Here is a 12,283-nt window from a genome sequence, read left to right as displayed (position 1 = left end):
TTTTGGTGTGATCACATTTATCAGGAATGTAACACGGCGTCTCTTGCTAAAGCCAGACAGCCCAATGTTCCAGCATTGTCTTCTAAATCAGGTGTCACGATATAGTCTGTAATTGCCGGTGTTTTGACATAGCCGTTGACCAACCGTTCAAATGCTTGATGCACTTTTTCTACCATATGGCGTTGCTTCATCACGCCGCCGCCAAAGATAATGACATCTGGCGAAAGCATCAATGTGGTGTTGTAGGCACATTGTGCAATATACTCGGCTTCGATGTTCCAGAAAGGCTCGTCTTCAGACAAATCTTGCCCTTTCTTGCCTAATCGTTTTTCAATTGCCGGTCCTGCGGCCATCCCTTCCAAACAATTGCCATGAAAAGGACAGCTGCCTTTGAATGAATCATCAGGATGAGGTACTACCAGCATATGGCCCATCTCCGGATGGCTGAATCCTTCAACAAAGCGGCCATCTTGTAATGCGCCGCCGCCAACACCGGTACCGATCGTATAATAGACCACACTCGATAGTCCTTTTCCTTTACCAAAAACATATTCTCCATAAGCGGCTGCATTGACATCTGTGGTCCAAGCGATCGGCAAATTGAAGGCTTGTTTCATCGTACCGACAAAATCAAAATTCTGCCAAGCTAATTTAGGCGTGGAAGTGATGTAGCCATAGGTTACAGAATCCCGATGGATGTCGATGGGACCAAAAGAACCAATCCCGATCCCTACTAATTGGTCTTCATATTTTTTGAAAAAGTCGATCACTAATGCCATTGTTTCATCTGGTGTGGTGGTGGGAAAACTGACCCGTTCGATAATCGTCATTTCTTCGTCACCAATGGCACAAACAAATTTTGTACCGCCTGCTTCTATTGATCCGTACATCTTTTCGTCTCCTTACCGTTACGTATTTTTTCTGTTTAAGAGCTAGCAGAACTTGCAGCTGCATTATCATCGGCTTTTACCCGATCAATCGCGATAACAAGGCATATGATCAAGTCCTCTAAATCCTCTTCATAAATCGTTATTTCATAGGTGTCTCCCCATGAGATCCAGCGTTTATGAATCTCGGCGATGGGACGTCCTTGTCGCTGGACGGTAAAGTCCATGTCCCACCAGTTGCCTTGTACGTCGATTCCTTCTGCTTGGATCGAGTAACGGGCTTTGAAGAAAGTCAGTTCTTTCTCTAAAACGATGGCTTCTTTACCGTGAACTTCAACAAAGAACTTAGGTAAAAGGCTAAAAAACTTCTTGGTTATCTCACCAATTTCACGATGCCCTTCATCTAAAATCGTAAAGCTCTTGGGAATCTTCATGAAACTCCCTTCGACGTAATAACGAGGATTCTGCTGCTCATCCATCACAGTGAATTTTTCGCCGATACTAAAAACTTTTTGCTTAATGAACAGTTTTTTCATTGATTACACCCCTTTTTCTTTTACGTCCCCTGTATTGATCACAGGTTGCGTGCCTTTGTCAGTAATGATCGATACGAGTAAATTGTTGATCAATTGGACTTTACGATCATCGGTAAAATTAATGTCTTGCCCATCTTCAATCTGTTCTAATGCCATTTGCGTCATGGAAACGGCTCCTTCAACAATGATTTGTCGTGCCGATAAAATGGCTTTGGCTTGTTGCCGCTGCAGCATAGCACTAGCGATCTCTGTGGCATAGGCCAGGTGATTCAACCGTGTTTCGATGACTTCGACACCGGCGACCGCCAAACGTTCCTGCAATTCTTTCGCCAATTCTTCAGAAACTTCATTGGTATTGCCACGCAACGTCAAATCGTCGTCATTGAATGTGTCATAAGGGTACTGCGTAGCGATATGACGAATTGCTGTTTCACTTTGGATCTCCACGAAATCTTGGTAGTAATCGACATCAAACAACGCTTTGGCCGTATCTACCACTCGAAAGACCACGACCGCTGAAATTTCGATGGGGTTCCCATCAGAATCATTGACCTTCAACAATGAACTATTGAAGTTTTTGACTTTCAGGGACACATTGATTTTCTGTGTTAGCGGGACTGTCACAAACAACCCATTGTCTTTGATGGTACCTAAATATTGTCCAAAGAAAAGGATTGCTTTTGCTTGATTCGGCTGCACGATCGTCAATGAACTAATGAATAAGATAGCGATGATCCATAACACGACACTGATGACTAACTCCCACACCGCATTGCGGACGATCCCATCATAAAAGAGATAACCGCCGCCGATCATTAATGCGATCAAGACGATCAGCGCTAAGTAACCGTTAACATGAAACGTTTGTTTTTCTTTCATCTTTACTCCCTCATTTCTTTTAATACCATATTACCTTTGTTCAACAGCAACTGCAATTCTTCTTACTATTTTTTTAACCCCTTTCATCCGCTTACAATCATACTATTTTGCAAGAAAATCAATTCCCGTTACAATGAAATGAGAGTCATAGACAGGAAAGGGGTACCCAAATGGTACAAAAAATTGCATTAGAAAACGTAAAATGGTCATTAGAAGAAATCATTCAGACTGTTGGAACTGATCTATCTTCTGTTGTCGAAATTCAAAATCAAGAAGGCATCGATGTCGTAGTGATTGCCAAAGATGAATGGCAACATCTTTTAGAATTACTCGATGCACGACATGCAGAAGGCTATCGCATCGATCAAGAACTGCCGACAGACATTTTGATTGAAGTAGCCGATAGCGACAACGAATACCAACAAACAGGCGAACTAGAGATGGAATTACCCGAGCGTGTCCATCCTGCCCCCGATTTTGAATTAGATTCAGAAGAAATCGTGGAAAGCGATGATGTGCTGGATTAGGCAACGAATGAGACCCGTTGTGAAAAATCTTCCCCTATGAAATCATAGAAATCACAGCAATCCCAGAAATCACAAAAAAGCCGAGCCATTTTAGCATACTTCTTGCCCTTTCGGGTCCTGCCGTTTAATCGACTGGGATGAAGTATCCGAAAAATAGTTCGGCGCTTTAGGATCACACACCTTGTGATTCTTTTTTTATTTTCAGGGAGTCCCTACATGGCTGGTTAATCTGCTGGCTTGTTTTTTCGGTCTACACCAGCAGATGCTACGATCGTTTCTAAGCGTTCGATCGCTGCCTGTAATTCAACGAGGGCTTCTTCTTCCGGTTCTAGTTCTTCGCACTGCCGTAAACGTTCTAGCCATTGTTCCGGGTCTTTAACGCCTAATTGTCCGATGGCCCAGTAGGCTGTTCCTCGAATCACAGGCCGGACATCTTCTGTCGCACACCGCCAGATAGCTGGCAACGCGGTGCGATCCCCAAGATTTGCTAAAGCAATGATCGCATTACGTTGCAACGGTTTTTTCCCCCGCCAAGAACCAGATAAATGCCCAAACTGATTCTTAAATGCTTTATTTGATAAAGAAAGCATTGGCTGCAACTTAGGATAAACGGAATCTACTTCCGGCTCCATTTCTTGATGAAAATGGAAATCCTTGCCTCGATTGTAAGGACAGACCAACTGACAAATATCACAGCCATAGATGACATTATGCATCTTTTTACGATACTCCTCAGGCATCATGCCTTTGGTTTGTGTCTGATAGGAAAGGCAGCGCTGGGCATTCATTCGTCCATCCCCTAAGAGGGCTTTTGTGGGACAGGCAGTGACGCAACGCATACAATCCCCACAGCCAAAGGGAACCGCTTCATCTGTTTCAAAAGAAATATTGGTGACGATCTCGCCTAAATAAACAAAGGAACCGAATTCTTCCGTGATCAACAAGCCATTGCGGCCAATGAACCCCAAGCCTGCTCGCTGCGCAACTGCTACATCCACTAGCTCACCGGTATCCACTTGCGGGGCAAATCGCCAATTTTCAGCTTCTTCCAAGTTCTCGGCTTGTGCTTTGATAAACTGGATCAATTTCTCTAAACGATCCCGTAAAATATCATGGTAATCGATCCCCCAAGAGGCGCGAGCAAACATCCCCCGCTTCTCATCTCGCGGCACTTTCTCTTTGATTTTTGTGGGATATGCCAGAGCGATGGCAATGATCGTTTGCGGATTTTCAAAGGTTCTTTCTGGATAAATCCGCTCTTCGATCACTTGATGTTCGAAACCAGAAGTATGGCCATTGGCCCGCTGCTCCCTCAACGAGGACTCTAATTCATAAAATGGTTCAGCAGAAGCAAAACCGATTTTATCAATACCTAAACGCTTGCTTTCTGCGATGATTTTCTCTTTTAAAGACATGATATACTCCTATTCCACATGTGTTCATTAGACCTTCGTCTTTGCTTTTTCTATTATACGAGACCACCTGCGATTAGTCGAATCGCTCCCCTCAAAAAAATGATTCAACAAAAAAACTATCTACGTGCTTGGCAGCGATCTCCCAGTTTTTTCAGGAGATCAAATGCCTCAGCATTCAGATAGTTTTCCTTGAATATCCCTCTCTACAGTGTATTTCTGACTGATCTAGAAGGGCAATCTTTTGATTTTATTGTCTAACTTACCTTTTAAACGTTTACCAGCTGGCTTTTTTTACACCTGGTAGTTTGCCTTCGTGTGCCAATTGGCGAAAAGTGATCCGTGAAAGACCAAATTTACGCATATAGCCTCGGGGACGACCATCGGTCATATCCCGATTCTTCAAGCGATTCGGATTGGAATCTTTCGGTAATTTTGCTAAAGCTTGGTAATCTTTTGCTTGTTTCAATTGGTAACGGATCTCTGCGTATTGCTCGATCATTGCGGCTTGTTTTTTTGCTTTTGCTTGTTTTGATTTTTTGGCCATTATTTTCTCCTTTGTTTTTTCTATCCATCATTCTAAAAAGAAAAGAAATCAGCTAACAGAGTCCTCCATTTTCGATTCAAAAACAACAAATCGAAATCATTACTATTTGAGCATTATGACTATAGCAAGTTTCTGGGAACAAGTCAATGAAAAGCCTCTTCTTCCAGACAAAGCGCTACTATTTTTTAAGATTTCAATTATTTTTTCGCCATTTCTTGCAATGACTTCTCGGCATGCTAGACTAAACAAGGAATCTGAAAGAAATGGAGAATTATATGAAGCAAATAGATACGGGGCTTACCGCAAAAGAAGTCACACAACGCACCGAACGCGGGCAACACAACGATTATGAAACAAAAACATCAAAATCTACGACAGCGATCTTTAAGGACAATATCCTTACATTGTTCAATTTGCTGAACTTGTTGATTGGTGTCTGTCTTCTGGCAGTGGGCGCCTATTCCAATTTATTTTATCTGGTAATCATTTTGATCAATATCACAGTAGGAATCAGTCAAGAGATCCATGCTCGGAATCTCGTCAAAAAACTCTCGATCATCGCCCAACAAGAAATACGTGTGATCCGAGATGGCGTTACACAGTCGGTGGATGCCAAATCCCTAGTCCTTGACGACCTGGTTGTCATTGGTGCTGGAGAACAGATTCCAGCCGATATGGTTGTTTTATCTGGGCAAGCCGATGTCAATGAGTCGATGCTGACAGGTGAAGCCGATCTCGTTGACAAAGAAAACGACGCGACCCTCTTATCTGGCAGTTTTGTCGCCAGCGGCGAAGTGACTGCCAAAGTGATCCGCGTAGGAGCCGAGAATTATGCGGCAAAGTTAAGCAATGAAGCCAAAACACACAAACCGCTGCGTTCAGAGCTGGTTTCTTCCATCCGCAAAGTCACAAAATTCACAAGTCTAGTGATTGTGCCGTTAGGAGTGATCCTGTTTCTACAAGCTTATTTATTTCGTGGCAGCGAATTAAAAGAAGCCGTAATCGTTTCGGCTGCTGCTTTATTGGGGATGCTGCCTAAAGGACTCGTGTTATTGATCAGCATTGCTTTGACCACAGGTGTCATCAAACTAGCCAAAAAAAGAATCTTAGTCCAAGATATGTACGCGATCGAAACACTAGCCCATGTCGATACCCTCTGTTTGGACAAAACCGGCACATTGACGGAAGGTCGACTATCCGTCGAATCGATCCAACCAATCGATGACACCTATGATGTAACGGCAATCTTAGGCAGCTATCTGGCAGTCAGTACCGACAACAATGTAACGATGCAAGCGTTGCGCCAAACCATCACTGGATCTGATCATTACCAGTCCTTTGCAGCAATGCCATTTTCTTCTGATCGGAAATGGGGCGCTATCGCATTTCACGAATTAGGGGCAGTCTATCTAGGAGCCCCTGAAAAGACGATCGCCAATCAACAACTGCCGCAAATCCAAGAAGCACAATCGGCTGGCTTGCGGGTGCTTGTCTTGACTCTCGATCCTCATTATAACGACGCCAAGCAGCCCTTTGATCCAGCAAAGGCCTCTCCACTGGCTGTTCTTGTTCTTGCCGATGTGATTCGGGAAAATGCAGAAAGCACGTTGGCTTACCTGTCTGCAGAAGGAGTGGACTTGAAAGTGATCTCGGGTGACAATCCAATCACTGTGTCAGCCATCGCCAAGCGGGCTGGGTTGCCTGATTCCGGGAACTATATCGATCTTTCCCAACTAACAGAAGAAGCAGACGTTCGTCAAGCTGCCCAAACCTATACCGTTTTTGGGCGAGTGACGCCTCAGCAGAAGAAACTGCTAGTTTCTGAGTTGAAAGCATTAGGCAATACGGTGGCCATGACTGGAGATGGGGTCAACGATGTGTTGGCACTGCGGGAAGCAGATGTCAGTATCGCTATGGCTGCTGGGGACAGTGCAGCTCGCCAAATCGCAAATCTGGTTTTATTGGATTCTGATTTCACGACACTGCCAGCGGCACTCTTTGAAGGGCGTCGTGTCGTTAATAATGTGACGAAAGTATCTGGGATCTTTTTTATCAAAACAATCTACAGCTTCCTATTGTCCTTACTTTGTGTTGCCACTTCTACGGCATTTCCTTTTATTCCCATCCAAATCACATTATTGGATCTGGCAATTGAAGGGTATCCATCCTTCTTCCTTTCTTTTGAAGAAGATAAAAAGCGAATCACCGGCCGTTACTTGCCTACCGCATTGCTGCGGGCATTGCCGAGTGCACTCTTAGTGCTTTTGAATTATTTTGCCGTTCAGTTCCTGCAAACCGATTATGGCTGGGAGCCAATGACCGCAACTACATTGTTCTACTACCTGCTGATCGGCATCAGTTGTTTAGCTGTGATCCGCAGTTGTTTACCGCTAAATCCATTGCGCTTGTTTTTGATCGCAACCACGATTGGCGGTACCTACATCGCCGCCATGCTCTTCCATCACATTTTAGAAGTAGGCTTTTTATCTAGCGTCACATTACCGATCTTTGTCGGACTGATGGCCATCAACTGCTTATTGCAGTGGGGGCTATCTGCCCTTGCAACACAGATCACCCGCCGGCTAGAGCAAAACGCCGCGGCTTGATCCATGAAAGAAGTCCCCACACCTGTGATTCTCCCTAACCTAGGGTATCTGCAGTTGTTGGGGCTTTTTTGCTTTAATCTTTGCTACGTTAACGAATGCCCACCGTTGATAAATAAATAATCGATTGTATAATGCAAATGAAAGCGTTATCTATATTCTCAATCGCTCACCTACTTGTTGGCGTCACTATTTGATTTTAAAGAGGAGGATATTATGGAAAAATTGCGCACTTTTCTTATCCGTTGTCTGGCATTATTTGCCTTTTTCAGCTTATCGATTGGTGGTCTTTTTGCCTATTGCTTCCTGTTCTTGCTTGCCTTATATGCAGCCTTTGAAGTAGCCGGCACATTTAGCAAGAAAAAACACAGCCCTCACTACCAATCCATTCTTTGACTTTTGTCTTAACACTGAACTGTCAGCAATCGTCAATCATGCAAGTTTTGCGAAATTTGTTATACTTTTAATAAAGGCGGTTGCGTCTACTGCCGCTGAATCTATTTAAGAAAGCGTTGGTGAATCGAAATGAAGAAAAGTATTTTACTTGTTTCCCACAGTCAACAACTGACAGACGGACTGAAAGCCATGATCGAAGACATGTCGGACAGCGAAACAGTCACTCTTTTTTCATTGGGTGGAACAGCTGAAGGCGAATTAGGGTCTGATCCGACAAAAATCGTCGAGGCTGTCAATCAGTCTCCGGAGGCCGAACAGATTCTCGTTTTTGCTGATTTGGGTAGTGCCGTATTAAATGCAGAGCTGGCCTATGATATGTTGGAACCAGACCAGCAAGCTCGTTACCACTTGATTGATGCACCACTTGTAGAAGGCGCTTTTGCCGCAGCAATCACCGCTGGATTCAGTGATGACCTGTCTCAAATCACAGCAGAAGCCAAAAAAGCAGCTGAGAAAGGATGGAATCACGAATGAAAAAAATAATCAATGATCCTTCTGCGATCGTCGAAGAAATGCTAGCTGGTCTCGTTGCCAGCTATCCGCAACTGGTTCATCAAGTTGAAGACTCCCGGGTCGTCGCAAAAAATGCCACCCATGAACAAGTCGGCTTAGTCTCAGGCGGAGGCAGCGGACACGAACCGGCACATGCTGGTTTTGTTGGTGATGGTATGTTGAGTGCCGCCGTCTTGGGAGACGTTTTCACTTCCCCAACACCAGATCAGATCCTGACTGGGATCAAAGAAGCCGATCAAGGACAAGGTGTGCTTTTGATCGTTAAAAACTATACCGGGGATATCCTAAACTTTGAAATGGCCAAAGACATGGCTGAAATGGAAGACATCACGGCTGAAATCGTCGTTGTAGATGATGACATTGCCGTTGAAAACAGCACCTATACTGCTGGAAAACGAGGTGTGGCTGGAACGATTCTCGTTCATAAAATATTGGGCGCTGCCGCTCGTCAAGGACATTCTTTGACTGAATTGAAAGAATTAGGCGAAGCATTAGTCCCAACCATCAAAACCATTGGTGTGGCCTTAAAAGCAGCCACTGTTCCAGAAGTGGGTAAACCTGGTTTTGAATTAGCTGATGATGAAATCGAGTATGGGGTGGGAATCCATGGAGAGCCTGGTTATCGTCGGGAAAAATTGAAACCATCGAAAGAACTCGCCAAAGAATTGGTGGATAAAATTTTAGCTGATTATGAAGAAACACCAAAAAAAGTCGGCATCTTGATCAATGGCATGGGGGGAACGCCCTTGATGGAACAATTCGTCTTTGCTAACGATGTGCACAAGTTACTCGCAGACAAAGATATTTCTGTCACATTCCATAAAGTAGGCAACTATATGACCTCAATCGATATGCAAGGCCTATCGTTGACCATGATCGATTTCAGTAACAACGATGCGACGGATGCGCTCAACGAACCTGTTGAAACCATCGCTTGGTAAAGGAGGAATTTTCAATGCAAATGACAACAGAAACGACTCAACAATGGCTCAACGCCTTTACAAAAGCCATTGAAGAAAACAAAGGTTATTTAAGTGATCTCGACACCCCTATCGGTGATGGCGACCATGGTAACAATATGGCACGCGGTGTGGCAGCCTATCAAGAAGCGTTTGCAAAACAAGAGCCACAAACCATCACAGATACATTCAAAGTGCTCTCGATGGCATTGATTTCTAAAGTCGGCGGCGCTTCAGGCCCCCTTTATGGCTCAGCCTTCATGAATATGACCAAAGCTACAAAAGAACTAGAAACAATCGATTCTTATGAACAATTGGGAAGCATCATTGAAGAAGGGCTTAATGGGATCAAGGCTCGAGGCAAAGCAGAGTTTGAAAATAAAACGATGGTCGATGTCTGGCAACCTGTTGCCGCAGCATTAAAAAACGGCAGTTTGACGAAGGAACAAATCGAGGAAGCCAAAGAACATACAAAAGACCTCGTAGCTAAAAAAGGCCGCGCTTCTTATCTAGGTGAGCGAGCAATCGGTCATATCGATCCCGGTGCTGCCTCCAGTGCATTGTTGTTTGAAACACTTGCGGCAACGATTGGATAAAGCTCCTCATTTCACTAAGAAATAGGTTGGAATACAAAAACCGAGAGCTCTCTTGCGATTCTTGAAGACAAACAAGAATCTGTGCTTGAGACCTCTCGGTTAGTTTTTTTAAGAAGTAGATAGCGCCATTATTGCAAAATAGCTTGCGAGACTAATGTACAGTATTGCAGCATGCCATCTGGATTGGGATGGACTCGATCTTCATAGAACCACTCTTCATGCTCATTACTTAAATCGTACCAATCGATCAACGTCATGTTGTCGTATTTAGCAGCCATTTTCTCCAGCATGCTGTTGACTTCATTTTGCCATCTTTGCGTCGGTACTCGGACATTGATCCAATAAACTTTACGATCACCGATTTCTTTCATCAGATTATCGAATTGGGTTTCTGTAAAGGAACCATTTGTTCCTAAACCAATCAATACCGTATCTCGCAGCAAGTTTTTTTCTTTCAAAGCTTTGATCAGCTCAGGGCTCTCATACAATTGCCGTCCGACATCCCCATCGACAACCGCCTTAGGAAAAATCTCCTGCAAGTCAGCGGTAGCATCCAGCATCACGGAATCACCAAAAGCGGTGATCTCCAAATCTTCAGCTTTCTTCATTTGCGCTTCCGTCAATCCATATTTTTCCATCACAGATTGTTCAGCATCCGTTGTCTTGGAAGTATTCTCTCCCGTACTTTCGGTACTCGAACTCGAATCATTGGCGTTTTTTTGTGTCTGTTCTGCCGCTTTTTTATTGGCAGCGATATTTTCTTTCAACTGCTGTTGTTGCGCATCCACGTAGTTTACCGGCGCTGTAACGATCCCATAAAGGGCAATCAGAGAAATCAGCAAGCCAGGAACCAACCAAGGCTTTTGCAGACTGAGCACCGGTCTGCTAAACCAGCTACGTAAGCTGCGGAAGGTATTTCTGTAGCGGAACCGTCTTAAAGGATTTTCGACAAATCGATAGGAAAGTTCACTGATCAAGAGAATCAATACAATTTCAACCAATGTATGCAACAGGACATTTTCGCCGACATTTCCAATCTTCGCTTCATAAAAAATCATCACAGGGAATTGATACAAGTAGATCCCATAACTGCGTTTCCCAATATAACTGAATAATGGATTCGTCAACCAGCGATTCAAGCTAGCACCCGGGTGGGCTGTGACTGCTACCAAGATCGTACAAAGTAAGCTGACAAGCAACATACCTCCGTAATACACAAAGGTCAGATGATCATCTAGAACAAAAAATGTAATCACTAAGCCGATAAAGGAAAGTCCCCCGGCAAGGTTCAACACCCGCTTTGCTTTGATTGGGATGTCTTTTTTCAAATGGGTACTAGGCCAAATAAAAGCCAGTGCACTCCCCATCCAAATCGAAAATAAACGAGTATCCGTCCCATAATACACACGGGTCGGATCTGCCCCCGGTGAATACCAGAGAGCTAATAAAAGTGCGGAAAGCAGCGAGCATCCTAGAACGATTTTAAAAATCGTGCCGCGATTTTTGACCAGCTTCATCAATAGAATAAAGAGCAGCGGCCAAATCAAGTAATTTTGACCTTCAACAGCCAGAGACCAAAGATGGGTAAAGGGGGATTCATTACCAAATCGATCAAAATAGGAAAGCCCATGATTGATCTGCCACCAGTTGTTGACATACAGTAAACTGCTGACGACGACGCCTCGCAGATTATTCAATAAATTCCGCTGAAATACAGTGATGTAGGCTGCCGAAAGAAGCAGCATCACCACCATCCCGGGGTAAAGTCGCTTCATCCGGCGAACATAAAAATCTTTGACAGCAATCCGTCCGTTCTGGTCCCACTCCTGCCGAAGCAAATCAGTGATCAAGTAACCAGAAACCACAAAAAAAACAGGAACTCCTAAATACCCGCCTCGCATTTGAGTAGGTAGTAAATGATATAAGATAACGCCAATCACAGCTAATGTACGGATACCGTCAAAACCAGTGATATAGCGGCTTGTTTTTAACCGTTTGTTCATTCTCCAACCACTTTTCTCTTTTTTGATCCACTATTTGACAATAGTTGATGTAGAATCATTAAAAATAAAGATCCATTTCTTCATAATTTACCAGATAAACCAACCAGAAAGCTAGCAAGAATACTCTTTTTTCTAAAAAAATTAATTTTTGAAAAAGAAAAGGGCCTGTGCCATAAGTCACCTACAAGTAACACTATCCGAATAGTATATCTTATTGCTTCTGCGGTGCAGTGGCTCCTCGTCGCAATTGTCAGAGGAAACCATCATAGCAATAGAACATGATTCGGTTTAACTTGTTGGATGATAACTTATGGCACAGGCACTAGTATTTCTTATGCGGTGCAGTTGGTACAATTAGGATTTGT

12 protein-coding genes are annotated in these 12,283 nt (G+C 43.8%); 6 read left to right on the top strand and 6 right to left on the bottom strand.

The genetic code is table 11. From position 1 onward, the window contains the following. Positions 1–20 precede the first annotated feature (20 nt). The 3 genes from scrK to Q0A12_RS09760 are packed head-to-tail and all read right to left on the bottom strand — an operon-like array spanning position 21 to position 2,302. Positions 21–890, bottom strand: a complete 870-nt coding sequence (gene scrK / locus Q0A12_RS09770) for a fructokinase ScrK (protein ID WP_291292462.1) — start codon at positions 888–890, stop codon at positions 21–23. A gap of 35 nt (positions 891–925) precedes the next feature. Further along, positions 926–1,423: an LURP-one-related family protein gene (locus Q0A12_RS09765; RefSeq protein ID WP_291292461.1), complete on the bottom strand. Its 498-nt coding sequence runs from the start codon at positions 1,421–1,423 to the stop codon at positions 926–928. A 3-nt stretch (positions 1,424–1,426) separates the two neighbouring features. Next, positions 1,427–2,302: an SPFH domain-containing protein gene (locus Q0A12_RS09760; protein WP_291292460.1), complete on the bottom strand. Its 876-nt coding sequence runs from the start codon at positions 2,300–2,302 to the stop codon at positions 1,427–1,429. Between the two features lie 170 nt (positions 2,303–2,472). On the opposite strand from Q0A12_RS09760, the gene Q0A12_RS09755 reads away from it, so the two are divergent. After that, complete coding sequence (locus tag Q0A12_RS09755) at positions 2,473–2,829, top strand: hypothetical protein (RefSeq protein ID WP_291292459.1); 357 nt, start codon at positions 2,473–2,475, stop codon at positions 2,827–2,829. A 224-nt stretch (positions 2,830–3,053) separates the two neighbouring features. Here the strand turns inward: Q0A12_RS09755 and queG are convergent, their stop codons facing one another. Next, positions 3,054–4,244 carry a tRNA epoxyqueuosine(34) reductase QueG gene (gene queG, locus Q0A12_RS09750; RefSeq protein WP_291292458.1) on the bottom strand — a complete coding sequence of 397 codons (1,191 nt, stop codon included), beginning with the start codon at positions 4,242–4,244 and terminating at the stop codon, positions 3,054–3,056. Positions 4,245–4,518: 274 nt separating this feature from the next. Then, positions 4,519–4,788, bottom strand: a complete 270-nt coding sequence (rpsN, locus tag Q0A12_RS09745; RefSeq protein ID WP_003128701.1) for a 30S ribosomal protein S14 — start codon at positions 4,786–4,788, stop codon at positions 4,519–4,521. Between the two features lie 275 nt (positions 4,789–5,063). On the opposite strand from rpsN, the gene Q0A12_RS09740 reads away from it, so the two are divergent. The 5 genes from Q0A12_RS09740 (at position 5,064) to dhaL (ending at position 9,915) form a co-directional block, all read left to right on the top strand. Further along, a complete protein-coding gene (locus tag Q0A12_RS09740) occupies positions 5,064–7,394 on the top strand; it encodes an HAD-IC family P-type ATPase (RefSeq protein WP_291292457.1) in 2,331 nt (776 codons plus the stop codon). Between the two features lie 213 nt (positions 7,395–7,607). Further along, entirely contained in the window at positions 7,608–7,787 is a 180-nt protein-coding gene (locus Q0A12_RS09735; protein WP_291292456.1) for a hypothetical protein, read from the top strand. Positions 7,788–7,916: 129 nt separating this feature from the next. Beyond that, complete coding sequence (dhaM, locus tag Q0A12_RS09730; protein WP_291292455.1) at positions 7,917–8,321, top strand: dihydroxyacetone kinase phosphoryl donor subunit DhaM; 405 nt, start codon at positions 7,917–7,919, stop codon at positions 8,319–8,321. Next, positions 8,318–9,301, top strand: coding sequence for a dihydroxyacetone kinase subunit DhaK (gene dhaK, locus Q0A12_RS09725; RefSeq protein WP_291292454.1), 984 nt, complete (start codon positions 8,318–8,320; stop codon positions 9,299–9,301). The genes dhaM and dhaK overlap by 4 nt, the downstream gene beginning before the upstream one ends. Before the next feature lie 14 nt (positions 9,302–9,315). Beyond that, positions 9,316–9,915 (top strand): dihydroxyacetone kinase subunit DhaL, encoded by a 600-nt coding sequence (dhaL, locus tag Q0A12_RS09720; protein ID WP_291292453.1) that lies wholly within the window; start codon positions 9,316–9,318, stop codon positions 9,913–9,915. A 128-nt stretch (positions 9,916–10,043) separates the two neighbouring features. Here the strand turns inward: dhaL and Q0A12_RS09715 are convergent, their stop codons facing one another. Continuing rightward, positions 10,044–11,918, bottom strand: a complete 1,875-nt coding sequence (locus Q0A12_RS09715) for an acyltransferase family protein (RefSeq protein WP_291292452.1) — start codon at positions 11,916–11,918, stop codon at positions 10,044–10,046. Positions 11,919–12,283: the final 365 nt, after the last annotated feature.

Origin of the sequence: Enterococcus sp. (assembly GCF_022711995.1) — a bacterium.
In the GTDB taxonomy this organism is placed as follows: Bacteria; Bacillota; Bacilli; order Lactobacillales; family Enterococcaceae; genus Enterococcus_D.
The sequence above is the reverse complement of the archived record's forward strand: the minus strand, read 5'-3'. Positions and strand labels throughout refer to the sequence as shown.